The 25965-nt window shown below is 56.2% G+C and carries 22 protein-coding genes; 16 read left to right on the top strand and 6 right to left on the bottom strand.

Annotation, left to right across the window (positions count from 1 at the left end):
* The first annotated feature begins 281 nt into the window (after positions 1-281).
* From AC2FIS_RS08170 to nqrF, 6 genes are read left to right on the top strand one after another with little or no spacing between them, the layout of a single operon-like run.
* Positions 282-1625 carry a Na(+)-translocating NADH-quinone reductase subunit A gene (locus AC2FIS_RS08170; RefSeq protein ID WP_496772780.1) on the top strand — a complete coding sequence of 448 codons (1344 nt, stop codon included), beginning with the start codon at positions 282-284 and terminating at the stop codon, positions 1623-1625.
* 5 nt (positions 1626-1630) lie between these two features.
* Entirely contained in the window at positions 1631-2839 is a 1209-nt protein-coding gene (locus AC2FIS_RS08175) for an NADH:ubiquinone reductase (Na(+)-transporting) subunit B (RefSeq protein ID WP_496721584.1), read from the top strand.
* Entirely contained in the window at positions 2832-3647 is an 816-nt protein-coding gene (locus AC2FIS_RS08180; protein ID WP_496772781.1) for a Na(+)-translocating NADH-quinone reductase subunit C, read from the top strand. The genes AC2FIS_RS08175 and AC2FIS_RS08180 overlap by 8 nt, the downstream gene beginning before the upstream one ends.
* Complete coding sequence (locus AC2FIS_RS08185) at positions 3647-4300, top strand: NADH:ubiquinone reductase (Na(+)-transporting) subunit D (protein WP_058272101.1); 654 nt, start codon at positions 3647-3649, stop codon at positions 4298-4300. Before AC2FIS_RS08180 ends, AC2FIS_RS08185 begins: the two co-directional genes overlap by 1 nt.
* Positions 4300-4908: an NADH:ubiquinone reductase (Na(+)-transporting) subunit E gene (gene nqrE, locus AC2FIS_RS08190; RefSeq protein ID WP_058272100.1), complete on the top strand. Its 609-nt coding sequence runs from the start codon at positions 4300-4302 to the stop codon at positions 4906-4908. Before AC2FIS_RS08185 ends, nqrE begins: the two co-directional genes overlap by 1 nt.
* 10 nt (positions 4909-4918) lie before the next feature.
* Positions 4919-6142 (top strand): NADH:ubiquinone reductase (Na(+)-transporting) subunit F, encoded by a 1224-nt coding sequence (gene nqrF, locus AC2FIS_RS08195; protein ID WP_496772782.1) that lies wholly within the window; start codon positions 4919-4921, stop codon positions 6140-6142.
* Between the two features lie 44 nt (positions 6143-6186).
* On the opposite strand, the gene tviB is transcribed toward nqrF, so the two are convergent.
* The 3 genes from tviB to AC2FIS_RS08210 form a co-directional block, all read right to left on the bottom strand.
* Positions 6187-7470: a Vi polysaccharide biosynthesis UDP-N-acetylglucosamine C-6 dehydrogenase TviB gene (gene tviB, locus AC2FIS_RS08200; RefSeq protein WP_496772783.1), complete on the bottom strand. Its 1284-nt coding sequence runs from the start codon at positions 7468-7470 to the stop codon at positions 6187-6189.
* Positions 7471-7483: 13 nt separating this feature from the next.
* On the bottom strand, positions 7484-8497 hold the full coding sequence (locus AC2FIS_RS08205) for an NAD-dependent epimerase/dehydratase family protein (RefSeq protein ID WP_496772784.1): 1014 nt from the start codon (positions 8495-8497) through the stop codon (positions 7484-7486).
* A gap of 84 nt (positions 8498-8581) precedes the next feature.
* Positions 8582-9106 carry a CBS domain-containing protein gene (locus tag AC2FIS_RS08210; RefSeq protein WP_058277144.1) on the bottom strand — a complete coding sequence of 175 codons (525 nt, stop codon included), beginning with the start codon at positions 9104-9106 and terminating at the stop codon, positions 8582-8584.
* A gap of 374 nt (positions 9107-9480) precedes the next feature.
* Here AC2FIS_RS08210 and AC2FIS_RS08215 point away from each other — a divergent pair, with 374 nt between their 5' ends.
* From AC2FIS_RS08215 to AC2FIS_RS08240, 6 genes are all read left to right on the top strand, one after another.
* Positions 9481-10506: an FAD:protein FMN transferase gene (locus AC2FIS_RS08215; RefSeq protein WP_496772785.1), complete on the top strand. Its 1026-nt coding sequence runs from the start codon at positions 9481-9483 to the stop codon at positions 10504-10506.
* Between the two features lie 15 nt (positions 10507-10521).
* The gene (gene nqrM / locus AC2FIS_RS08220; protein WP_058272093.1) at positions 10522-10758 is read left to right on the top strand and encodes a (Na+)-NQR maturation NqrM; all 237 of its coding nucleotides are present in this window, start codon (positions 10522-10524) and stop codon (positions 10756-10758) included.
* A 75-nt stretch (positions 10759-10833) separates the two neighbouring features.
* Entirely contained in the window at positions 10834-12507 is a 1674-nt protein-coding gene (locus AC2FIS_RS08225; protein ID WP_496772787.1) for a sulfatase-like hydrolase/transferase, read from the top strand.
* Positions 12508-12610: 103 nt separating this feature from the next.
* Positions 12611-14128: a 2,3-bisphosphoglycerate-independent phosphoglycerate mutase gene (gpmI, locus tag AC2FIS_RS08230; protein ID WP_496772789.1), complete on the top strand. Its 1518-nt coding sequence runs from the start codon at positions 12611-12613 to the stop codon at positions 14126-14128.
* On the top strand, positions 14125-15255 hold the full coding sequence (locus AC2FIS_RS08235) for a murein hydrolase activator EnvC family protein (protein WP_496772790.1): 1131 nt from the start codon (positions 14125-14127) through the stop codon (positions 15253-15255). Before gpmI ends, AC2FIS_RS08235 begins: the two co-directional genes overlap by 4 nt.
* Positions 15256-15261: 6 nt before the next feature.
* Positions 15262-16602 carry a S41 family peptidase gene (locus tag AC2FIS_RS08240; RefSeq protein WP_496772792.1) on the top strand — a complete coding sequence of 447 codons (1341 nt, stop codon included), beginning with the start codon at positions 15262-15264 and terminating at the stop codon, positions 16600-16602.
* 48 nt (positions 16603-16650) lie between these two features.
* Here AC2FIS_RS08240 and AC2FIS_RS08245 read toward each other — a convergent pair whose 3' ends face one another.
* From AC2FIS_RS08245 to AC2FIS_RS08255, 3 genes are all read right to left on the bottom strand, one after another.
* Positions 16651-18177: an MFS transporter gene (locus AC2FIS_RS08245; RefSeq protein WP_496721593.1), complete on the bottom strand. Its 1527-nt coding sequence runs from the start codon at positions 18175-18177 to the stop codon at positions 16651-16653.
* Positions 18178-18267: 90 nt separating this feature from the next.
* Positions 18268-18627 carry a hypothetical protein gene (locus AC2FIS_RS08250; protein WP_496772794.1) on the bottom strand — a complete coding sequence of 120 codons (360 nt, stop codon included), beginning with the start codon at positions 18625-18627 and terminating at the stop codon, positions 18268-18270.
* 11 nt (positions 18628-18638) lie between these two features.
* Positions 18639-19400, bottom strand: a complete 762-nt coding sequence (locus tag AC2FIS_RS08255; RefSeq protein WP_282119420.1) for a DUF6478 family protein — start codon at positions 19398-19400, stop codon at positions 18639-18641.
* Positions 19401-19645: 245 nt separating this feature from the next.
* On the opposite strand from AC2FIS_RS08255, the gene AC2FIS_RS08260 reads away from it, so the two are divergent.
* Genes AC2FIS_RS08260 through AC2FIS_RS08275 form a run of 4 tightly spaced genes read left to right on the top strand, consistent with a single transcriptional unit; the run spans position 19646 to position 25897 of the window.
* Complete coding sequence (locus tag AC2FIS_RS08260; RefSeq protein ID WP_496772796.1) at positions 19646-22744, top strand: ABC transporter transmembrane domain-containing protein; 3099 nt, start codon at positions 19646-19648, stop codon at positions 22742-22744.
* On the top strand, positions 22737-23633 hold the full coding sequence (locus tag AC2FIS_RS08265) for a CPBP family intramembrane glutamic endopeptidase (protein WP_496772798.1): 897 nt from the start codon (positions 22737-22739) through the stop codon (positions 23631-23633). Before AC2FIS_RS08260 ends, AC2FIS_RS08265 begins: the two co-directional genes overlap by 8 nt.
* Before the next feature lie 60 nt (positions 23634-23693).
* Positions 23694-24626: an acetyl-CoA carboxylase, carboxyltransferase subunit beta gene (gene accD, locus AC2FIS_RS08270; RefSeq protein WP_496772799.1), complete on the top strand. Its 933-nt coding sequence runs from the start codon at positions 23694-23696 to the stop codon at positions 24624-24626.
* On the top strand, positions 24623-25897 hold the full coding sequence (locus AC2FIS_RS08275) for a bifunctional folylpolyglutamate synthase/dihydrofolate synthase (protein ID WP_496772800.1): 1275 nt from the start codon (positions 24623-24625) through the stop codon (positions 25895-25897). The genes accD and AC2FIS_RS08275 overlap by 4 nt, the downstream gene beginning before the upstream one ends.
* The last annotated feature ends 68 nt before the right edge of the window (positions 25898-25965 follow it).

Consider the following 25965-nt stretch of genomic DNA (forward strand, 5'->3'; position numbering starts at 1 on the left):
GCTTACACCGGAAGCGTTGCGGGTGCGATATGCAATTTCAACAGGTCCAAAATGCAGCCCTTCAAGTTAAATTGACAAAATATCGGCAATTTAGGCGGCAACGGGTTTGCGTTTGGCACCATCCCCGCGTAAAGGGACCGTGATCAAAACGAAGCTTGGAATGAAAACAGGTGCCATGCGCCTTTTTTGCTCTCAAGCTCCCACATGCAGATCGTTTTGTGCCACTATGCAGTGGTGGGAACGATGTGTTGCAGGAAAGAGGCTTGGAAGACAGTAGCGACATGCAAACTTTCAAACTGAAAAAAGGGTTGGAGCTGCCGGTGCAAGGCGCGCCAGAGCAGACAATCCAACCGGGTCCTGAATTCAGGTCTGTCGGGGTTTTGGGGGCTGATTATCTGGGCCTGAAACCGCGCATGCTGGTTCAAGAGGGTGAAGAGGTTCAGCGGGGCACACCGTTGTTTTGCCACAAGGACGTGCCCGAGGCGATGATGGTCGCCCCGCTCAGCGGCAAGATCGTGGCCATCAACCGTGGTGCGCGTCGGGTGTTGCAGAGCGTCGTGATCGAAGTCTCGGACGCCAACGACACAGGTCTGGATTTCTCGGCTGTGGGCAACGCCGATACCGCCGAGGGCGTGACCGAACGTCTATGTGCGGCTGGCCTGTGGACCGCTTTCCGCACACGGCCCTATTCCAAGATGCCCGCACCGGGTACCAAGCCCACGGCAATTTTCGTGACAGCAATGGATAGTGAGCCTTTGGCCGCTGATGCCGCGATCATTATCCAGGATGCAGGTGACGCCTTTGCTGTCGGCCTGAGCGCAGTTGCCAAGCTGACCGAGGGCAAGACGTATCTGTGCCAAAATGAGGGCGCAACCCTGCCGGGCGCCGACGTTCCGGGTGTTGAGGCCGCAGCATTTTCCGGACCGCACCCCGCAGGTCTGGCTGGGACACACATCCACTTCCTTGAGCCGCTGGCCGGCGAAAAGCAGGTTTGGACGATCGGCTATCAGGATGTCATCGCGATTGGCCGTCTGATGCAAACGGGCCATCTGGATCCGAACATCGTGGTTGCCCTTTCAGGACCCGGCGCGCGTCAACCCCGCCTGATCCGCACTGTCATGGGGGCATCGACCGATGACCTGACCCGCGACGAAATCAATGTAGATGGGACTGCCCGCGTAATCTCGGGCTCGATCCTGTCGGGCCGTCACGCCGAAGGGCCACAAGCCTATCTGGGCCGTTTTGCGCGGCAGATCAGCATCATTCGCGAAGATCATGATCAGCACACGCTGGGTTGGATTCTTCCGATGCCGTCGAAATATGCGGTTCAGCCCGTTTTAGGTTCGGCTTTTGCAAAGAAAATGTTTGCATTCACGTCTAACCTGAATGGTGGACGCCGTGCGATGGTTCCGACCGGTACGTTTGAACAGTTGATGCCGCAGGACTATTTGCCGACGCAACTGCTGCGCGCATTGCTGGTGATGGACACGGATTCCGCACAGGCGCTGGGTGCGCTCGAGTTGGACGAAGAGGATTTGGGCCTTGTCGGCTTTGCCTGTCCGGCGAAATATGAATATGGGCTAGCGCTGCGCGACTGCCTTACAAAGATTGAAAAGGAGGGCTGATCCGAATGGGTTTGCGCAACTTCTTTGACCGGATCGAGCCGAACTTTACCAAAGGCGGCAAGTACGAGAAGTATTTCCCCATCTATGAGATGGTCGAAAGCTTTATCTACACTCCGAAAACCGTAACCTCCGTTGCACCCCATGCGCGGTCCTACGTGGATATGAAGCGGATCATGACCTATGTCGTGATCGCCACGATCCCCTGTATCCTGTGGGGAATGTACAATACCGGCTTTCAGGCTAACTCGGCCATTGCCGCGCTTGGACCCGATTCAGCCACTGGCTGGCGGATCGCCATCCTGCAGATGTTCGGCATCTCGCTGAACCCCGCCAGCATCTTTGCCAATGTGATGCACGGGATGATGTATTTCCTGCCGATTTACATCGTCACTCTGGTTGCGGGCGGTATCTTCGAGGTCATCTTTGCGACTGTTCGCGGCCATGAGGTGAATGAGGGTTTCCTTGTAACCTCAATGCTTTACACGCTGATCATGCCCGCATCTACGCCGCTTTGGCAGGTTGCGTTGGGCATTATCTTCGGGGTGGTGATCGGTAAAGAAGTCTTTGGCGGCACTGGCAAGAACTTCCTGAACCCAGCACTCGTCGGTCGTGCGTTCCTGTACTTTGCCTATCCGGCGAACATGTCGGGTGACACGGTCTGGACTCCGGTTGACGGCTTTTCAGGCGCAACAGCACTGTCTGTTTCTGCCTCAGAAGGATATCAGGCGTTGGCCACCGAGGGGCTGACATGGTGGAATGCGTTTCTGGGTCAGATGCAAGGCAGCTTTGGTGAGACATCAACGCTGGCCTGTATGATCGGCCTGGCATTCCTACTGACGACCCGCATCGCCAATTTCCGACTGATTGTCGGCTGTCTGGCTGGGACCATAGGCCTGACGCTGCTGTTCAACCTCATTGGGTCGGATACAAACCCGATGTTCGCGATGCCATGGTACTGGCACGTCGTCGTCGGCGGTTACGCTTTCGGTCTGGCTTTCATGGTGACCGAGCCCGTTTCAGCCAGCCATACCAACATGGGCCGTTATATCTACGGTGCTCTGATCGGTATCATGGTTGTGTTGATCCGTGTGGTGAACCCCGCTTTCCCCGAAGGCATGATGCTGGCAATCCTGTTCGGTAACGTCTTTGCACCGCTGATCGACTACTTCGTCGTTCAGGCAAACATTAAACGGAGGGCGCGTCGCCATGTCTGATACGCAATCCCCACAACCCAAGGGCGCGATTGCCAAGTTTCTGGCGGCCTCGCCGGACTCGGTCGGTAAAACGATCTTTATCGCCGTCGCCGTTTGTCTGGTGGCCTCGATGGTTGTGTCAGCCGCAGCCGTTAGCCTGCGCCCGGTCCAGGAAGCCAACGCGCTGAAGGACAAGCAGATCAACGTTCTGCAGGTTGCTGGTGTTTATGAACCCGGCACCGACGTGTCTGAGGCGTTCGACGCATTCGAGCCGCACGTTGTTGAACTTTCGACCGGTGAGTTCGTCGACGACCGGTTCGATCCCGCAACATTCGACGATCTGGCCGCCGCAAGCGATCCAGAGCTGAGCGTCGCGCTGGACGATGACCCGGCTGGTATCGGTCGCAAGGCGTTGTACCGTGTTGTCTACCTGCTGCGCGACGAATCCGGCGAGTTGGACAAGGTGATCCTGCCGCTGCACGGCTATGGTCTGTGGTCGACGCTCTATGGCTTTATCGCGCTGGAGAACAACGGCAACGATATCTACGGCCTGCAATTCTACCAGCACGGCGAAACCCCCGGTCTTGGCGCCGAGGTGGACAATCCGCGTTGGAAAGCGTTGTGGAACGGCAAGAAGCTGCGGGACGATGCCGGTGATCTGCAGATCACAGTATCCAAGTCGCAACCTGCCGCTGGTCCCGACTTTTATGTAGATGCGCTGGCCGGTGCCACGCTGACCTCGGTTGGCGTTGATAACCTGGTGAAATTCTGGATGGGTGATGCGGGCTTCGCTCCGTTCCTGGCCAAACTGCAAGCAGGAGAGTTCTGATGTCCCAGACCAAGAGAGAGATGCTGGTCGACCCGCTTGTCGACAACAACCCGATCACACTGCAGGTGCTGGGTATCTGTTCGGCGCTGGCGGTGACCTCTTCGTTGCAGGTGTCCTTCGTGATGGCGCTGGCGGTTACCTTCGTGACCTCGTTCTCGTCCTTCTTCATCTCATGCCTGCGCAACCAGATCCCGGGCTCGATCCGGATCATCGTACAGATGGTGATCATCGCCTCGCTGGTGATCCTGGTGGATCAGGTTCTCAAGGCTTACGCCTTTGAGATTTCCAAAACCTTGTCGGTTTTTGTCGGCCTGATCATCACCAACTGTATCGTGATGGGCCGCGCCGAAGCATTTGCGATGAAGAACCCGCCCGTCGCGTCCTTCATTGACGGCCTGGGCAACGGAATGGGCTACGGTCTGATCCTGCTGCTTGTTGGCTTCATTCGCGAACTGTTCGGCAACGGGTCGCTGTTTGGCGTTACCATTCTGGAAACCGTTAACAATGGTGGCTGGTACGTGCCCAACGGCATGCTGCTACTGCCGCCGTCGGCGTTCTTTATCATCGGTCTGATCATCTGGGCCTTCCGCACATGGAAACCGAACCAGGTCGAAGAACGTGAATACAAAATTCAGCAGGTAGAGGCCCACTGATGGAAGGTCTGATTTCACTGGCCGTGAAGGCCATCTTTGTTGAAAACCTCGCGCTCAGCTTCTTCCTCGGGATGTGTACCTTCATCGCCGTGTCCAAGAAGATCTCGACCGCGCTGGGTCTTGGCATCTCGGTCATGGTCGTTCAGGCGATCACCGTTCCCACCAACAACCTGCTGCTCAGCTATCTGCTGAAGCCCGGTGCGTTGGCCTGGGCGGGTTTCCCTGATGTGGACCTGACCTTCCTTGGCCTGATTTCCTATATTGGCGTGATCGCGGCGATGGTGCAGATCCTTGAGATGGTTCTCGATAAGTATTTCCCGCCGCTTTACAACGCGCTTGGGATCTTCCTGCCGCTTATCACAGTGAACTGCGCCATTCTGGGTGGATCGCTGTTCATGGTCGAGCGTGACTATAACTTTGCCGAAGCAGCCACGTACGGTGTGTCTTCGGGCTTTGGCTGGGCACTGGCGATCACTGCGATGGCGGGCGTTCGTGAAAAGCTGAAATACTCGGATATTCCGGATGGCTTGCAGGGTCTTGGCATCACCTTCATCACCGCGGGACTGATGGCGATGGCCTTCATGTCTTTCTCGGGCGTGAAGCTGTAAGGAGGGACGAATGGAAACTTTTAGCTTGGGCGTCGTCCTTTTCACCCTGATCGTTGTCGCTTTGGTGGCCCTCATCATGGCCGCCCGTTCGAAACTGGTATCGACTGGCGATGTGAACATCACAATCAACGGCGAAAAAACCATTTCTGTGCCCGCAGGTGGCAAATTGCTACAGACACTGGCGGCCGAAAAGCTGTTTGTGCCATCTGCCTGCGGCGGTGGTGGCACCTGTGCGCAGTGCCGCGTACGTGTGCATTCAGGTGGTGGTTCGATCCTGCCGACTGAAGAAAGCCATATCACCAAGCGCGAAGCGTCTTGCGGCGACCGCCTGTCCTGTCAGGTTGCGGTCAAGCAGGACATGAACATCGAAGTTCCCGAAGAGGTCTTTGGCGTCAAGAAATGGGAATGCACGGTTCGCTCGAACGAAAACGTGGCAACCTTCATCAAGGCGCTGACTCTGGATCTGCCCGAAGGGGAGGACGTGAACTTCCGCGCTGGCGGATACATCCAGATCGAAGCCCCTGCGCATGCGTTGAAATACACTGATTTCGACGTGGAAGAGGAATACCGCGAAGATTGGGACCGCTTCAATCTGTGGCAGTATGAATCTGTTGTGAACGAACCAATCGAGCGCGCGTATTCAATGGCCAACTACCCGGACGAAAAAGGCATGATCATGCTGAACGTCCGCGTTGCCTCGCCACCTCCTGGCTCCGAAGGTATCCCTGCGGGACAGATGTCGTCTTACATCTTCAACCTGAAACCGGGTGACAAGGTCACCATCTCGGGCCCGTTTGGCGAATTCTTTGCCCGCGACACCCAGAAAGAGATGGTCTTTATCGGCGGTGGCGCCGGTATGGCGCCCATGCGCAGTCACATCTTCGACCAGCTCAAGCGTCTGGAAAATCGCGACCGCAAAATTAGCTTCTGGTACGGCGCACGGTCCAAGAAAGAGATGTTCTTTGTCGAGGATTTTGACACTCTGGCTGAGGAATTCGACAACTTCGAATGGCACGTGGCCCTGTCGGATGCGCAGCCAGAGGACGATTGGAAAGGCTACACCGGCTTTATCCACAATGTTCTGTTCGAAGAATATCTCAAGAACCACCCTGCGCCTGAGGACTGTGAGTTCTATATGTGTGGCCCGCCAATCATGAACCAGTCGGTCATCAACATGCTGCTGGATATGGGCGTGGACCGCGAAGACATTATGCTCGACGATTTCGGCGGGTAAGAAACAAAGAACCGGCGCTCATAAGCGCCGGTTTTCTTTTGTGCTCAAAGGCGAAGGTCGCTGGCCTCTATCGGTAGGACCGACTTGACGTCGAAGACCACGCTTGTGTCTTTTCCGTACGCTCTGATTTGCGCGGGTTTGACATCCAAAAACTCTCGATGTGCGACGGCTAAAACGATGCCGTCATAGGCGTGTTCCTTAGGGGTGTCGACAAGGGGAATGCCATACTCGAACTGTGCTTCGGAGGCATCGGCGTGCGGGTCATGCACATCGACCTCAATACCGTAATCCTTCAGTTCGTCTATGATGTCGACGACCCTGGTGTTGCGCAGATCCGGACAGTTTTCCTTGAATGTCAGCCCCATGACCAACACGCGCGCCGATCCGACGTCAATCCCGACACGGGTCATCCGCTTTACCAGTTGCGACACGACATAGCCGCCCATGCTGTCGTTCAGGCGTCGGCCGGCCAGAATGATCTGTGGATGATGGCCGACCGCCTCTGCCTTATGTGTCAGGTAATAAGGGTCGACGCCGATGCAGTGACCTCCGACCAAGCCAGGACGGAAGGGCAAAAAATTCCACTTGGTGCCCGCTGCGCGCAAAACGGCATCGGTATCAATACCCAGGCGCCCAAAAATCATCGCCAATTCATTGACCAGCGCGATGTTCAGGTCGCGTTGTGTGTTCTCGATAACTTTCGCGGCTTCGGCCACGCGGATGCTTTCCGCTTTGTGCGTACCCGCAGCGATAATCCGGCCATAAAGCGCATCTACCAGATCGGAAACTTCGGGTGTCGAGCCCGAGGTCACTTTGCATATGTCAGAAATCCGATGAGCCTTGTCACCGGGATTGATCCGCTCTGGGCTGTATCCAGCAAAGAAATCCGTGTTGAATGAAAGTCCTGAAACCCGTTCAAGAACAGGCACACAGTCTTCCTCGGTTGCACCGGGATAGACTGTGGATTCGTAAATTACCAAGTCACCCTTCTTCAAAACACGTCCGACCGTCTCGGACGCACTCAACAAGGGCGACAAATCCGGTTGTTTGCCTGCCGTGATTGGCGTTGGAACCGTCACGATAAAGGTATCACATCCCGCCAGATCGGAAGGTTCCGAAGTAAAGGTCAAACCCGTCGCAGCGCTCAGATCATTGGGGTCAACTTCCTGAGTGTTGTCACGCCCCTCGCGCAACGCGTCAATGCGTTTGGCATTGATATCAAACCCAATGACCGGGCCCACCCCGGCAAACGCCACTGCCAGTGGCAGGCCGACATAACCCAAGCCGATGACGGCAATTTTACGGGAATTGGGGTTTGTTTCGAACATTTAGGAAATCAGCTCATTTTCCGTGATAGTCGCGGAACCATTCCACGAACTGGGCAATCCCGACTTTGAAATCGGTTTGTGGACGATACCCGGTTAACCGCTGCAACAGATCGGTATCGGCCCAGGTGGCCGGGACGTCACCCATCTGTATGGGCATATAGTTTCTGATTGCTTTCTTACCGACTGCTTCTTCGATGGCCTCGACAAAATCCATCAGGCGCACTTTGTCGCCGTTACCGATATTAACGACGCGCCAGGGCGCCACGGGCGAAAGGCTGTCACCTTCTTCGATGTCATCCGCGCTGTCGGGGCGCACGGGCGGGCTGTCAATTAGCAACCTGATCCCGCGGACAAGATCATCCACATTGGTAAAATCGCGATACATGTCGCCATGGTTGTAGATATCGATCGGGCGGTCATCCAGAATGGCATCCACAAACTTGTAAAGCGCCAGGTCCGGGCGCCCCCAGGTGCCATAAACGGTAAAGAACCGGAACATCGTTGTGGGCAGGTTCCAAAGATGCGCGTAGGAATGACCCATGGCCTCGTTGGCCTTTTTGGTAGCTGAATAGATGGTCAGAGGCGTGTCGGCCTTTTCGACCTCGGTGAAGGGCATCACCTCATTCGCGCCATAGACCGACGAGGTGGATGCCATCAACAGGTGTTCAACCTTATGTTCGCGGGCAACCTCCATCACGTTGAATGTGCCCACAATATTCGAGTCGATATAGCTGCGCGGATCCTCCAGGCTGTAGCGCACGCCTGCCTGACCAGCGAGGTGCACAATCACGTCAGGCTCAAACTCATCACCAACCTGTTTGAGCTTTTCGTGATTTTCCAACAAATCCTCGGTGACGGAAAACCCAGGGTTTTGCAGTAGCATCTGATGCCGGCGGTTTTTTAGCGCGACATCATAGTAATCGGTCATCCCGTCATAGCCGTGCACCCGGAACCCTTCCGAAAGCAACAGTTTTGCAAGATGGAACCCGATGAATCCTGCTGTACCTGTTACCAGAACGCGCTTCATTTTACCCTCGACCTATAACCGAACCAATTTTGGCATCAAGGATACTGTCAGTCAGCCAAGGTCAAGGGATTTCTGCCGGAAGGATCAGCCTACGATCATTTGTTTCATACGTAACGCTTCATACTCCAGCTCTTTCAGCCGGAAATGAACAACGTCACCGATTGTGACTACGCCGCGCAGTTTGCCGTCGCCAACAACGGGCATGTGGCGAAAACGTCCTTCGGTCATGGTTTTCAGGACATCATTCAACAAATCGTCTGGTGAACATGTCTTGACCTCGCGCGTCATCAAATCTTCGACTGATTGTGGCAGGGTCTGGCCGGGCGTGTCAGCCATGCGCCGAACGATGTCGCGTTCGGACAGAATACCCTGAAGAGTGCCGTTCTGGTCGGTCACGACCACGGCACCAATCCGCTTTTCACTGAGGGTATTCACGACCGAATGGATCGTGTCGTTCGGGCGCACCGCAAATACAGCATCCCCTTTACCCGCAAGCAGTTTTGCCACCGTCGTCTGCGAGTGCGACAGATTGGATTCAACCGATTGGCTATGCGTGCTTGTATCGGTCTTGTCGCCGCGGGTAGGGGGCTGATATGAGGTTGGGGCCATTGGCAATCTCCTCTTATTTTTGAGATGGCTTCCCTTACACCTTACCGCAGCAATGCGGCCTGTATAGGGTGCAAATGCCCAAACCGGGGAAAACTGCCGCTAAACAAGGATATCCAGCCTGTTGTCTGACCTGTACCTTACCCCGCCAGTCGCAGTGCTGATTTTCTTTGCCGTGGTCGTATGCGGGCATAACTTTAGAATGGCCTGGAAACAGCAGCCGGTTGGCTGGCAAAAGAAAGCCTGGTTGTTCGGTGTGCCGGCCGGCATTGGGCTACTTATGTTGGGCTTCCTGCCGCTAAAGCTGTGAAGTCGGTTTGACTCTGCAAGGGGCCGCTGGCATATGCCGGGCACGGTTTTCCTCTGGAGGTCTCTCGATGCGCCTTTTGCCTGTTCTGGCTGTTGCAACACTTGTTTCCGGATGTCTCTTTGACAAAGAACCCGAGGTTGTGCGCCTGTCCGGTGAGACCATGGGTACCACGTTCAACATCACCGCTATCGGCACGGATGTTGATGAGACTGCATTGGGCTCTGCCGTCGAAGAGACGCTGGCAGACGTGAACGCCAAGATGTCCAACTGGGACCCCAACTCAGAGGTTTCGACATTTTCGGCGTCGTCCAGCACGGAACCCACCGAAGTTTCCGAAGAATTTGCGCTGGTTTTAGGTGCAGCAAATGACGTGCACGATAAATCGGGCGGCACGTTCGACGTAACGCTTGGCCCGCTGATCGAACTGTGGGGCTTTGGTCCGCGCAAGCCAGAAGATCCGGTGCCATCAGATGCCGAGATACAGGCGGCGTTGGAAAGCGTTGGTCAGGAACGCTTGCTGATGTTGGACAGCGACAACGGAACTTTGGCCAAATCAGATGCTGGCGTGGGCATCAACCTGTCAGCAATCGCCAAAGGATATGGCATCGACGCGGTGGCTGCGACGCTGCGCGACGCTGGGATAGAAAACTATATGGTCGAGATCGGTGGTGATCTCGTCACCATGGGCCAGAACGACAAGGGTGAGGCCTGGCGGATCGGGATCGAAAAGCCCGAAGTAGGGGCCCAAAACCTGCAGTTGGTAGTTGAGCTGGACAACCTCGGTATGGCCACGTCGGGCGACTACAAGAATTTCTTTGAACAGGACGGCGTGCGGTATTCGCATATCATCGACCCGACAACAGGTCGTCCGATCACGCATCGCACGACCTCGGTCACGGTTCTGGCCGAAAATGCGATGATGGCGGATGCCTGGGCGACGGCAATGCTGGCGCTGGGTCAGGATAAGGGCCTGGAACTGGCTGAAGAACATAAACTTGCCGTGTATTTCATCTCGCGGGATGTGACAGGCGGCGATGATGCCTATATTACGGTTCACAGCACCGCGTTCAAAGACGCACTGGGCACCAACTGACAGGTAGGAACCGGGATGAGCACCTTTATCATAGCCTTTTTTCTGCTTTTGATCATCGTAGTTGGCATGTCGCTGGGTGTCATGCTGATGGGCAAGACGATCAAAGGCAGCTGTGGTGGTCTGAACGCAATCTCGGGAGCGGACAAGTGCGTGGTCTGCAAAAAGGATGTCGATCCCAATTCGCCCTTGCGTGATCAGTTGCAATGCAAACGCGCCAAAAAGATGCTTGAGCAGATGGAGCGTCAGGCTTAAGCGCAGATTGCGCTTCGCTATAGTGATGGTAATGGCTAAATAGACCCCTGAGGCATCTTGGGGGAGGGCGCGGGTTTGGCCAAAGCCAAAAACATCCTGTTTATCATGTTCGATCAGCTGCGCTGGGATTACCTCAGCTGTTACGGGCATCCGCATTTGCACACCCCCAACATTGACCGGCTGGCGTCCAAGGGTGTGTGCTTTGACCGGGCCTATATCCAGTCCCCTATTTGCGGCAGCTCGCGCATGTCGACTTATACCGGCCGCTACGTGCATTCACACGGGGCCTCATGGAATGGCATTCCGCTAAAAGTTGGTGAAATCACGATGGGGGATCACCTGCGCAAGGCAGGCATGGACTGCTGGTTGGTCGGCAAGACCCATATGCGCGCAGATGCGGAAGGCATGGAGCGGCTGGGGTTGGAGCCCGACAGTCTGATTGGCGCGCGCGTCGCGGAATGCGGGTTTGATGTATATGAACGCGATGACGGTATGCTGCCCGAAGGGCTCGACGGTTTTTATGATCCCGATGGTGCGAAGGAATACAACAAGCATCTGGCTGCAAAAGGGTATGAGAGTGACAATCCCTGGCACGACTTTGCCAATTCGGGTCTGGATGAGGACGGCAATGTCCTGTCCGGCTGGTTTTTGAAGAACTCGACCGAGGCGGCCAACATAGCGGAAGAGGACAGCGAAACCCCTTATCTGACCGGACGTGGCATCAAATTCATGGAGACCCATGATGGCCCGTGGTGCTGTCATCTGAGCTTTATCAAGCCGCATTGGCCATACATCGTGCCGGAACCTTATGCCTCGATGTACGGGCCGGAACATGTTCTGCCGGTTGTGCGCTCCGACGCGGAACGTCAGAATGCGCATCCGGTGCTCAAGGCATTCATGGATACTAAAGTCGGGCAGACATTCTCGCGGCAGGATGTGCGGGATGCGGTGATCCCGGCCTATATGGGGCTGATCAAACAGGCCGATGACCAGATGGGGCGACTGTTTGATTGGATGGAGAAAACCGGCCGGATGGAGGACACGATGATCGTGCTGACATCCGATCACGGCGATTTTCTGGGCGATCACTGGATGGGCGAGAAAACGTTCTTTCAGGACGCCTCAACCAAGGTGCCCCTGATCATCTTTGACCCGTCACTCGAAGCGGACGGAACGCGCGGCACCGTCAGCGAAGCGCTGATTGAATCCATCGACCTTGCTCCGACATTTGTGGATGTGGCGGGCGGTGAGATCGCAGGGCATATCCTTGAGGGGCACTCCTTGCTTCCGATCCTGCATGGGCAGCAGAATGAAACACCCCGCGATGTGGTAATTTGTGAGTACGATTACTCTGCATCACCAATTGCAGACATGCTGAATGCCTCTGTCCGGGACGCAGTCATGTTCATGGCGGCCAACAAAAAATGGAAGCTGATCCACTGCGAAGGCGGCCATCGGCCTATCCTGTTTGATCTGGAAAATGACCCTAACGAGCTTGTCGATCTGGGGAACAGTGCCGATCACGCCGATATTATTGCCAAAATGTACGACCACCTGTTCGTTTGGACACGCCGCCAGTCGCAGCGCACGACTCGGTCGGAACAGCAGTTGATTGAGATGCGGAGCAAAAGCCGGGGCAGGGGGATCGTGGTCGGGGTCTATGATGAAAACGATGCGCCGCTGGACCTGACCGTCAAGTATCGCGGTCGCAAGGTGCGTCCCTATACGGATTTGATAATCAAGGGTTGAGCGGATTAAGTATTAAATCTGCACAACCGCGCGCAAAATACGGTTCAATTGCCCGAGGGCAGGCGATACAAGACCGACCAGAGCAGAAATCCGGAGAGCCGCAATGACCGCCCCCAAACCCGTCGTCCTGTGCATTCTTGATGGTTGGGGCCTGTCCGAAGACACACGGTCTAACGCGCCGTATCTTGCAAATACTCCGACCTTTGATGCGATCATGACCAATGGGCCGCATGCGACCATAATTACACATGGCCCTGATGCCGGCTTGCCCAGCGGCCAGATGGGTAACTCCGAGGTAGGCCACACCAATATTGGCGCGGGCCGCGTTGTTGCGATGGATCTGGGGCAGATTGACCTGGCGATTGAAGACGGCAGCTTTTTCGACAATGCCGCATTGCAGACCTTCATCGCAAAGGTGAAGGCAGCAGGCGGAACGGCGCATCTGATGGGTTTGGTCTCGGACGGTGGTGTCCACGGCCATTTGAACCACATCGTCGCTGCTGCCAAGGCGATCACCGATGCGGGCGTTCCGGTGGCGTTGCACGCCATGACGGACGGGCGCGACGTCGCTCCGAAATCGGCATTTACCTACCTGTCAGAGCTTGAAGATCGTTTGCCCGACGGGGCGCATATCGTCACGGTTTGCGGGCGGTATTTTGCAATGGATCGGGACAACCGCTGGGAACGCGTCAGCGAGGCTTATGATGCGATGGTCAAAGGCCAGGGTCGGGCAGCCACAACCGCCCATGGCGCTGTGGACCACGCATATAACCAGTCTGAAACCGATGAATTCATCGCTCCCACTGTTCTGGAAGGCTACGACGGCATTCACGATGGTGACGGGGTTTTCTGCCTGAATTTCCGAGCGGACCGCGCCCGTGAAATCTTGCGTGCAATTGGCGAGCCCAACTTCGATGAATTCGACACCGGCCCGCGTCCACAACTTTCCGCCCTGTTGGGGATGGTCGAATATTCCGATGGACACAACGACTATATGACAACCGTGTTCCCCAAGCGGAAAATCGTGAACACTTTGGGTGAGTGGGTTGCCAAGAAAGGGTTGCGTCAGTTCCGTCTGGCCGAGACCGAAAAATACCCCCACGTTACCTTCTTCCTCAATGGTGGCAAGGAAACGCCCGAGGAAGGCGAAGACCGGTTTATGCCGAAGTCGCCCAAGGTGGCGACATATGACCTACAGCCCGAGATGTCTTCGGCCGAGGTGACGGCGAAGTTTGTCGAGGCGATCGAGGCCGGATACGACTTGATCATCACCAACTATGCCAACCCGGACATGGTTGGTCACACGGGCGATCTGCAAGCTGCTATCAAGGCATGTGAGGCCGTCGATCAGGGCTTGTCACAGGTTGTCGCGGCGCTGAACAAGGTCGGTGGCGCGATGATCGTCACTGCGGATCACGGCAATTGCGAGGTCATGGTTGACCCCGAAACCGGCGGGCCGCACACCGCGCATACTCTGAACCCGGTTCCCGTGGCGCTGGTAGCTGGACCAAAAGATGCATCGCTGCGAAACGGCCGCCTTTCCGATCTGGCCCCGACGTTGCTGGACCTGATGGGTCTTGAGCAACCGCCTGAGATGACGGGGCAGAGCCTGCTATCATGAGGATGCGCGCGCTTATCTTTGCGATGTGTCTTGCGTCGCCTGCCAGCGCGCAGAATGATCCGTCCACCGCGGCATTGAATGCGGCGCGCATGCTGGAACAGGCCTCGATCAACCTGACCGAAGCGGATGGTGCCCGCGACCGCGTGCGCGCCCTGACCGAAACTATCCAGGCTTATGAGGCCGGGCTTTCGGCGATGCGTGACGGGTTGCGCATGGCAGCGACCCGCGAGGCGCAGCTGACGGCAGAATTGCGGTCGCGGGAACAGGAGGTTGCGCAGCTATTGGGCGTGCTGCAGACCATTGAGACCACGGCACCACCCGTTCTGATGCTGCATCCGTCTGGTCCCTTGGGTTCCGCGCGGGCGGGCATGATGCTGTCCGAAGTTACTCCCGGCCTGAACGCGCGCGCGCAGGCACTGGCCCATGATCTGCAAGAGGTTCAGACCCTTCGGAAACTGCAGCAAAGTGCTGCGGATACCCTGGTCGAAGGGTTAACCGGTGTGCAAAACGCGCGCACCAGTCTAAGCGAAGCCATCGCCGACCGCACGGATTTGCCGCGTCGCTTTGTCGAAGATCCAGTGCGCACCGCCATCCTGATTTCATCAACCGAGACGTTGGACGGCTTTGCCAGCGGATTGTCCGAAATCTCGGAAGGCGAAATAGCCGAAACGGACGCAGATGTCTCTGACCGCAAGGGGCGGATTGAATTGCCGACCCAAGGCGTTGTTTTGCACCGCGCGGACGAGACTGACGCGGCTGGTGTGACGCGCCCCGGTGTGGTTCTGGCAACCCGTCCGCGGGCGATTGTTACAGCGCCAACCGCGGCAACGATCCGGTATCGTGGACCCTTGCTTGAGCTCGGGAACGTCATGATCCTCGAGCCGCAACCGGGATTGTTGTTCGTGTTTGCGGGCCTTCAAGATGTTTACGGAGACATGGGCGAGGTGATCCCCGAAGGTACTCCGGTAGGTTTGATGCCGGGTGAATCGCCCGAAATCGGCGCAATTTTGTCAACAAGCAGTGATGGCACTGGAACTGACCGGTCAGAAACGCTCTATATAGAGGTAAGACAGAATAATAGCCCCGTGGACCCGGAATCATGGTTTCGGACCGACAAGGATGGATAAACGAGTATGAAGAAATTTCTGATGGCCGGTCTGGCCGGAACCGTGGCAGGTGTAATCGCAACGACACAAATCGCCGGCCCTTTGCTGGCGCAGGAGGCTGACCGGAAGGCCAGCGTGTACGAGCAATTGGATCTGTTTGGCGATATTTTCGAACGTATCCGCGCCCAGTATGTCGAAGACGTCGAGCCGGAGGAGCTGATTGAGGCGGCCATTGACGGCATGCTCACGTCGCTTGATCCGCATTCCAGTTACCTTTCGCCCGATGATGCCGAGCAGATGCGCGTGCAGACACGTGGCGAATTTGGTGGATTGGGCATCGAGGTCACGCAAGAAGAAGGCTTTGTCAAAGTTGTCTCGCCGATCGACGACACCCCGGCAGACGAGGCCGGGATCGAAGCGGGTGATTTCATCACTCATGTCGATGGGGAAAGCATCCTTGGCCTGACATTGGACAAGGCTGTCGATCTGATGCGTGGCCCGGTCGGGTCGGAAATCGTGATCACCGTCGTCCGCGAGGGTGAGCAAGAGCCGTTTGATATCACCATCATCCGCGATACCATCAAACTGACGGCCGTGCGTGCCCGGACTGAAGGCACCAGCGTAGTCCTACGCGTCACCACCTTCAACGATCAGACATTCCCGAACCTGCAAGAAGGTCTGAATGAGCAGATCGAAGAGGCTGGTGGTCTGGACAAGGTCAATGGTGTTGTCCTTGACCTGCGGAATAATCCCGGCGGGTTGCTGACCCAAGCGATCAAAGTTTCGGACGCTTTCCTGAACGAAGGCGAGATCGTGTCCACGCGTGGTCGCGACCCAAGCGATGGTGAGCGGTTCAATGCAACGCTGGGTGATTTGGCCGAAGGCAAGCCGATCGTTGTACTGATCAATGGTGGTTCGGCATCAGCTTCGGAAATCGTAGCTGGCGCGTTGCAAGATCACCGTCGTGCGATCGTTGTCGGCACCAAGAGCTTTGGCAAGGGATCGGTGCAAACGGTCATGCCTTTGCGTGGCGATGGTGCAATGCGTCTGACGACCTCGCGCTATTACACGCCCTCGGGCCGGTCAATTCAGGCACTTGGCGTTAGCCCCGACATCATCGTCGAGCAGCCGCGCCCGGCGCCTGATGCCGAAGAAGAGGAAGCCGACGCCCGCACGCGGTCCGAAGCTGATCTGCGCGGCAGCCTGAACAATGACAGCCTGAGCGAAGATGAAATCCGTCAAATCGAAGAAGACCGCGCCAAAGCCGAAGCCACGGCTGAATTGCGGGAAGAGGATTATCAGCTGGCCTACGCCATCGACATCCTCAAAGGTTTGTCGGCGTTCAACCCCAACGGACCGTCTCAGTAAGACAAACAGGGCCGCCGATACCGGCGGCCCTTTCTGCAAAAGCCGGGATCAGACCTCAACCTTGTGCAGTTTCTCTTCGTCAAGCATCATCGCCAGAACAATACCTATCGAGACCGAGATGGCCGCGAAAACAAAGGCCATGTTCATACCTGCATCAAATGCAGCGCCGATGGCAGATTTGACCTTTTCAGCCTCTTCCGAGCTTAGTTTTTCCATAACAGCGCGGGCTGCACCGGTCGTAAGCGTTCCACCGTTGATCGCCTTTTGATCGGTTACAGACATGTTGATCCCATCCGCAACCAGCTGTTTGCTGAGGCTGGACAGGCTGACGACATACATTATTGCGGTCGCGAAGGCGACGGATATGGCGCCATATACCAGATGGGTCATAAAGCTCAGCCCGCCGACAAGTCCAGCGCGTTCAGGTTTGACGGCGCACACGGCCGCAGTGCCTGACGGCCCAACCGTCAGTGTTGCGCCCAGCCCGATCATCGCCATGCCGGGCAAGATCTGAAAATAGCCCAGCCCCGCCGGCAAGATGATAATGCTGAGAGCGCCAGTCGTTGCGATCAAATACCCCCAGAACAGCAGGCGCTTTGGCCCGAAATCGTTATAAAGAGTACCCGAAACAATCGAGCCGACGGCCAGCAGGAGTGTCAGCGGGGCAAGCCCAATCGCCGACTCAAACACGGACCACCCAAGGACCTTTTGCATGTATTGAGGGAAGTATAGCAGCCCGACAAAGGCCGCTGACACGTTGAACATGTTCAGGCCCAGAGTGATCCGAAACTCGCGGTTCTGCATCATTTGCGGCAGTAAAAGCGGCTCTTTCACGCGCTTCTCGACCAGCGGGAAAAAGAAGAACAGCGCGGCACTGACGAAAAACAACATCAGCAGCGGGACAGACGTCCAGCCCCAGTCCGCACCGATGTCCAGCCCGTAAAGCAGCAAAAGAACGGCAAACGAAAGAATACCTATTCCGGCGAAATCGATATGTTCGCCCTGTTTGTGTTGAGTTTCACGCTCCATAAGGATCAGGGCCGTAACCATCGAAATCGTCGAAAACAACACGTTTGCAAGAAAGAACAACCGCCAGTCGCCAAAGCTGACTGCGGCACCGCTGATGAGCGGACCAAAGACATTACCGCTGGTCACACCGGCGAGGATCATACCCATGATCATGGCGCGGTGTTCAGGACGCGAAACTTTGGTGGCGCCAAAAGCCAGTGTGCAAGGCCAGACGCAACCCGAACCAATCCCCTGCAAAGCACGCGCGGCGATCAGGAAATCAAGACTAGGAGAGACAAAGCACATGACGGACGCAAATAGAAAGATCGCCAGCCCGATGATCATCATCTTGCGATGCCCGAACATGTCCCCCATGCGCCCCCCGGCGACCATGGTCATCGCAAAAAACAAGGCGTATATGTTCAGAACCCACTGGGTGCTGGTAATATCAGCGTCAAAGCTGTTTTCGATGGCCGGGACAAGAATAAGAGCGCCGGTAAAGTCGATACCGATCCCGAACCCTGTCACCATCAGAGCGATGACCTTGACGATACTGCTGCGGTCCATTTTCGCACCCGGGTTGCTTCGGATGACATTTATGATGCACGGATTCCGCCTGAAAGATAGACAAAGGCTTGGAAACGAAGAAAACCCGGATCAGTCCGAAGGTGCCTGAGACCGTCTAAACGCCCGTTTCAACAAGTCCAGTTCCGCCCGCAACAAAGCGACTTCGGTCCGCAAATCATCCGCGGTTGATGCCCCCGCAATGATTGTGAATTCACCGATCTTCTGTGATGTGTTTGCATCGGCTATTACAAAGCAATGAACCCCGTCGGCAATCGCGGTTGATGGCACCGGCACACTCAGCTCCCAACCGCCATCGGTGGCGGTCATGAGCACACCCTCCAGCGCCTGGCCCATATAACGGACTTCGACGTGCGGTTCAGTGTCGGCCTGCAGGTACCCGCGCCAGATGCCGTTTTCGAACAGGGTTGGGGTTAAGGTTGGTTGTGTCATGGCCAATGCTCTCACATGTCGGCGCGGTGGTGGCGGCAAAGGGTCAGGTCCCGCAGAACTATGCGGTTCATCGCCGGATTGGTCAGAACCAGATCCAGCCAGATCTTGTCTATACGCCGTTCGTTCAGCGGCAAATTGGCAAGATCGAAATCCAGAACATTCGAACTTGTCGACAAATCTAGAGACCGTGGAACGGAATCGGTGTTTGGGCCGTGCTGAATATTCAGTCGCGCGGTCACGTCCAGCGGACGTTCTGTTTCAATCTGGGCATCGACCCGCATCAAGTGCTGCCGCGTCAGGCCTTGCACAGCCTCAGGCGGCAAATCCAGCGACACGGAAAGGAATGACCCCGCAAAGCCAAATACTTCGACGCCAAGTCCAAAAGCGGCCAGGTCCTTTTCGTCCATGTTTCGTGCCTGTCGCACACTGATCTCGGATAGAGCGCAGTCATGGAATATCTTTACCTGTTGATCCAACTCGACCTTACGCGGGATTGAGGCGAGACCAGGCCGGGGCAAGGGACCCCGCCACAAATCAGGTCGCCAGCACCAGTCAGTACCTAGCGGCTTGGGGAATTGCTTTGATCCAATCAGGGGCAGCGTCAGTCTTTCGTTTGCTTCCCGTAGCAAACGGTCCAATTGCGCACGCAGTTTGCGCGCCTCGTCGCGCTGTTGACGCAATTGGGGGTTCGTGGCCCCAGCCGCGTCTTGAACGGCCCGTTGCCAACGCGCAATAGTTTTGCGGTGTAGATATCGCTCCAGAAGTTTGCCCATGATCCCATCGTCTGAACTTGACCTTCTTTAGTCAAAGACAACGGCGAGGATAAGGCCGAATTGGTGAAATCCGTATAAAACTATCCAACACTAACGTGGTTGTGACTGGGCGGTTTTGGTTGTGTCTGCTAAGGCCCCCATCGCCGTTCTTGCAATCATCTGGGACTGTGCGTACCGTCCGGCACCTGATTGCTTTGGATTATCCGAAAAACCACGTACTAAATTCTTTGAGGCAAGGCCGGGGCATGGAACCCACACTATTTTCGTTCATCTGGAAACACTCGAAAAAGCAGCAGCTTGTGCTGTTGTTTCTGACGGTATTGTCGTTTCCGTTTCTCTACGCCTCGCTCGAGCTGCCAAAACAGATCATCAACGACGCAATTGGTGCGCCCAACGATAGCGTTACGCTTTTTGGGTTCACCTTCACGCAGGTCCAATATCTGCTGATCCTCTGTTTTGCATTTTTGGCCACTGTAATCGCCAGCGGCTTGATGAAGATGCGCATCAACACGATGAAGGGCATATTGGCCGAGCGTATGCTGCGCAGGCTTCGGTTCACGCTGATTCACCGCGCGATGCGATTCCCGAAATCGTATTTTGCCACCACCAGCCAGGGTGAACTTGTTTCAATGATCACCTCAGAGGCCGAACCGATGGGCGGTCTGATGGGTGATGCGATTGCTCAACCGGTGTTTCAGTTCGGTCAGATGATGACCATTGTCACCTTTCTGTTCATGCAAAGCGTTTGGTTTGGTCTGGCCAGCATCGCGTTGATTCCGTTGCAGGCATGGCTGATCCCAAAACTGCAGCGCCAGATCAACCTGCTGAACAAGGAACGTATTCAGCAGGTCCGCCACCTCAGCTCGGAAATTGGCGAAAGCGCGGCGGGCATCAGCGATTTGCGGGCCAATGGTGGCTGGCGCTATCGGTTGGCACAGTTCAGCCATCGGTTGGGAACCTTGTTCGAGATCCGGTTCAAGATCTACAACAAGAAGTTCTTTATGAAGTTCCTCAACAATCTGATCACTCAGATGACGCCGTTCCTGTTCTATTCCGTCGGTGGCTATCTGGCGATCACGGGTGAGGTGACAGTGGGTGCGTTGGTCGCGGCGCTTGGGGCATACAAGGACCTTAGTGGCCCATGGAAAGACTTGCTGACCTATTATAACCAGGTTCAGGATATGTCGTTGCGCTGGGAAATCGTGATTGAACGATTTGCCCCGGACAACATGATCCCTGAAGAGCTGTTTGTGGGTGAGCCGGAATCCATTCCGCATCTCAGCGGCGATATCGAACTGCGTAATGTAACAGTGCGAGATGATGACGGGAAAACCATCCTTGAAGATATCGACCTGACCATCCCTAAGGGTGCCCGCGTTGCTATTCAGTCGTCAAGCGCCGCCGAGCGCGGCGCGTTGGCGCAACTACTGACACGAGAGCTTTTGCCGATACAAGGCAGCGTCACAATTGCGGGTCACGATCTGCTAAAACTCCATCAGACGGTAATTGCGGCGCGGATCGGCTATGCCTATTCGCGACCCTATCTGTTTGACGGGACTTTAGGCGATAACCTTTTGATGCCGTTGCGAACCCATCCACAACACGAACCCGACGCAAAGAAGGCCCCTAGCCGGTGGCAGATCGAAGCGGTGCGGGCCGGGAACCCTCCGGATTCCCTGTTGGATGAGTGGATCGATCCCGGCCTGGCAGGATTGGAAGACATCGAGGATATCCGTAACTGGTGGTTCCAGCTGGTCGAGGCGATGGGCATCGACGAGTTCATGTTCCGCCGGACATTACGTACCCAGTTCGATCCAGTGCAACATTCTGCCCTGGCGCGGGATATCGTAAATCTGCGTGATACGGTCGCGCAAAGGTTGGAAGAAAAAGACCTGGCGCGGTATGTCTATCGGTTCGAACCGGACCGCTTTAACCCGGCGGTTCCGCTGGGGGGCAACCTGCTGTTTGCCGCTCCGTCGCGCGATATCTCACCGGATATTCTGGCGGGCGATGATCGGTTCATGTGGATGCTGCGCCATCACGATCTGGACGATGACGCAATGAGCATTGCAAGCGCGGTGCTGGAAACACTGCACCAGACGTTTGGACGGGACGGGGCAGATCACCCGCTGTTCCTTCGTCTGGGTATGGCCAAGGATATGTTCCACCGTCTGCTTGATATCGAGGATCGGCGCAAAGCCAAAGGGGATGAAGCAATCAGCGAAGGCGAGCGGGCCTTGTTGCTGACTGTTCCGTTCCTGCTGACCGCGGAACAGATCGGACCTGATTTTCCGGACGAGTACAAAGATAAGATCTTGGCCATCCGAAGGGGGCAAGCCGAACAGCTGCGTGCCTCGATGGATGGGATGTTCGTTCCGGTCACGCCGGATGCATATATTGAACGCATGACTGTCATGGAAAATGCCCTGTTCGGGCGGGTTTCTTTGATGGCCGGGGCGCACACGGATGAAATCGAAGATGTCGTCGCCGAAGCCATGAACGAAGCTGGCCTGCGCCGCCGGGCAGCAGCCATCATCTATGACCTGCCGTCAGGACTTGGCGGAAATAATCTGCCTACAGTATTTCAGGAACGCGCCGCATTCTCGCGCGCTGGAATCAAGCGTCCTGATGTGTTGATTCTGGACAAAGCTCTGGCCAGCCATGATTCCGAGAGCCGGCTGAGAACTCGGCTGAAACTGCGGGAATTGTTGCCGGATTCCATCATGGTCTTCATGGAGGATTACTTTGCCCATCCCGAAGCATATGATCTTTTCGTCGAGATCAAGGATGGTCGAATTGACGGCGTCTCGCGGACCCGTCCGGAAGAAGAGGCCAGCTCAACGGATGACCTGAGCCGCAAGCTCAAGATTATTTCGTCGACCGAGCTGTTTTCCGGCATTGACGGTCGCAACCAGCGCCTTCTGGCGTTTTCGGCGCAATGGTACGATGCAGCAGCGGGGCAGATCATTTTTTCTGCAGGGCAGACGCCAGATGCGGCTTACCTTTGCATATCGGGCGAAGCAGATTTGATCTTGAACGAAGGGAATGGAACCGCGCGCACGATCTCGGTCATCGAGCCGGGGCGTCTGATCGGAGACTTGTCGATTATCACGGGCGAAATTCGGCAATTCGATTTGGTTGCGGTCCAGAATTGTTCGTTCCTGCGCATTGGGGCCGAGGAATTGCGCGCGGTTATTGAAAGTGACGCAGGTGTTGCAATGCAGCTATTGCAAACGGTTGCCGGCTATCTGACCACGATTTCCGAAAGGCTGAACGCCGCCAATGCAACCTCATTGATCTTCGATGATGACGCGCCGAACCGGGAAACGGCCGACAATGCCTGACGCCCGCCCCGGCAGATACATAGCGCATGAACGACTGGTTGCATCTTCGCGCGCACGGCCAGAGCTGTGGCGCCTGCTGGTCGGGCTGACCATTGTTGGCGTGGTTGGCATCCTGCTGAACTTTCTACTTTTTGGATTGGTTGCGGGTCTTGGATCCGTCGAATGGGCCCAAGGCTTGCTGACTGGCGCATCCCCGGTTGCACTTTTGGTGCTACTGGCAAGCTTTGGCTTCATCACCTTGGGCGTGTCCATCGCCGCAAAACGCCTACAACATCGAACGCTGAGCTCAATCTGTGGCCCATGGCGCGAAGGCATTGGGCAATTCTGGAGTGTTTTTAAGGCATTGCTGATTGTTGGGATCGTCGTGGCCATCTTGCCGCCATATGGCATGGGCGCAACGCTGACGCAGAATTTGGCGCTGTCGACCTGGCTGTTGTTTCTGCCTTTCTCGCTTTTGGCAGTGCTGATTCAGACAAGCGCAGAAGAGGTTCTGTTTCGGGGATACATACAACAATGTCTTGCTGCACGATTCCGATCACCGGTTATTTGGTTGGGCGTACCGTCGATTTTGTTCGCAGCAGGTCACTATGCCCCCGGCGCGGCCGGAGACAACGCGCTATTGGTTGCCGTGTGGTCCGGGATGTTCGGCCTGATGGCGGCGGATCTAACGGCCAGATCAGGGACGCTAGGACCCGCTATCGCATTGCATCTGTTCAATAATATGGTCGCGCTGCTGTTTGTTTCCTTACCCGATGGATTAAGTGGTCTGGCATTGTATCTGCTTCCTTACGACATGTCGGATACCGGGGCGCTGCGGCAATGGCTGTATGTGGATTTCGCTGTGATGACCGTCAGTTGGCTAACAGCACGGGTTGCGCTCAGGCGCTGATTGCAATTCTTTCCGTAGCGTCTTATTTGACGTCAAAGCCGCACAAGCCAAGGTTCCGATATGAACTGGATCACAAACTACGTCCGCCCACGGATCAACTCGATCTTCTCGCGCCGAGAAGTGCCTGAGAATCTTTGGCACAAATGCGATGAATGCGGAACCATGCTGTTTCACCGTGAATTGGCGGAAAACCAGAATGTCTGCACCCAGTGCGATCATCACATGGCGATCACACCGCGCGAGCGGTTCGATCACTTGTTCGATGGTGGGATCTTTACCGAGGTTGAGGTTCCCGCGCCCAAAGACGATCCGCTGCAGTTCCGCGATCAGAAAAAGTACCCCGACCGGATGAAAGCCGCCCAAAAGAAAACTGGCGAGAAAGAAGCGATGCTCGTCGCCCTGGGTGAAATTGGGCGAACCCCGATTGTGGCGGCTGCGCAGGATTTTTCGTTCATGGGCGGATCCATGGGCATGTATGTCGGCAACGCGATCATCGCGGCCGCGCAAGAGGCTGTAAAACTGAAACGCCCGCTGATCCTGTTTTCCGCCGCTGGTGGCGCGCGGATGCAGGAAGGTATCCTGAGCCTGATGCAGATGCCCCGCACGACCGTGGCGGTAGAGATGCTGAAAGAAGCAAACCTGCCCTACATCGTTGTGCTGACACACCCAACGACGGGCGGTGTGACCGCCTCATACGCGATGCTGGGTGATGTCCATATCTCGGAACCCAATGCGCTGATCTGTTTTGCCGGTCCGCGTGTGATCGAACAGACGATCCGGGAAAAGCTGCCCGAAGGCTTCCAACGCGCGGAGTATCTGTTGGACCACGGCATGTTGGACCGTGTGACCAAGCGGACCGAAATGCGCGATGAGTTGATCACCATCACGCGGATGTTGATGAACCAGCCTCCAGCGGTCAAAGGCGATCTGCCTGCGCCCGAACCCGAAGATGTAGTGGCAGAAGCCCCGACTGAAAACGCGGAAGAAAAATGACCTCTCAGACATCGGACATCATTCTGGAGAGGATGATGGCGCTGCATCCCAAGATCATTGACCTGACCTTGGATCGTGTCTGGCGTCTGTTGGCCGCGCTGGACCATCCGCAAAACAAACTGCCCCCGGTGATCCACATCGCCGGAACCAACGGCAAAGGCTCGACCCAGGCCATGATCCGCGCGGGCCTGGAAGGGGCAGGGCTGTCCGCTCATGCCTATACCTCGCCCCATCTGGCGCGGTTTCACGAGCGCATCCGTTTGGCGGGGGATCTGATTTCCGAACCGGATCTGACGGCGGTTCTGGACGAATGTTATGCCGCCAATGGTGGCGAGAACATCACGTATTTTGAGATCACGACCTGCGCGGCCCTGCTGGCTTTTGCGCGGTCCAAGGCGGACTACACGTTGCTTGAGGTCGGGCTGGGTGGCCGGTTGGATGCGACCAATGTCATTCATGACCCAGTGGTAACGGTCATCACACCGGTTTCAATCGACCATGAGCAGTTTCTGGGCGATACCTTGGGCAAGATCGCAGCGGAAAAGGCCGGCATCATCAAGCCCGGTGTTCCCTGCATCGTTGGCCCGCAACAGGATGAGGCGTTGGAAGTCATTGAGTACACCGCCGCGCGCCTGGGTGCACCTTTGTTGGTGCATGGCCAACACTGGCACGTCACCGAAGAAAACGGGCGGCTCGTCTATCAGGACGAAACCGGCCTGCGCGATCTACCGCTGCCAAATCTGTTGGGCGCCCATCAGTACCAAAATGCCGGTGCCGCGCTAGCGGTCTTACGTCATCTGGATCTTGGGGAAGACGCCTATGAGGCCGCGGTGACCAAGGCTGAATGGCCTGCCCGCATGCAGCGATTGAAAACCGGCCCGCTGGTCGAACAGGCCCCCGAGGCCGAACTCTGGCTGGATGGCGGTCACAACGCCGCCGCAGGTTTGGCATTGGCCGATCTACTGGCGAAGCTGCCTGCACGTCCAACCCACATGATCTGCGGGATGTTGAACACAAAGGACGTCACCGGGTATCTGGCGCCGCTTGCCGCTCAGGCGCAAAGCCTGACGGCAGTCTCTATCCCGGGTGAGGTCAATACACTGAGTGCCGAAGACACTGCTAAAGCTGCCGCTCGGGTTGGGCTAGCGGCGTCCACTGCCAACAGTGTGGCCGAGGCCCTGAAAAACATCACCGAGAATAACCCGCAGGTGCGGGTTCTGATCTGTGGATCACTCTACCTGGCCGGTAATATTCTGCGGGAGAACGGCTGACAAACGCGCATCCGCACAGCTTCATCTGGCCAAAAATATCCCGGGGGAGTCGCGCAAAGCGCGGCGGG

This window comes from Ruegeria sp. CDSB113 (assembly GCF_059611045.1).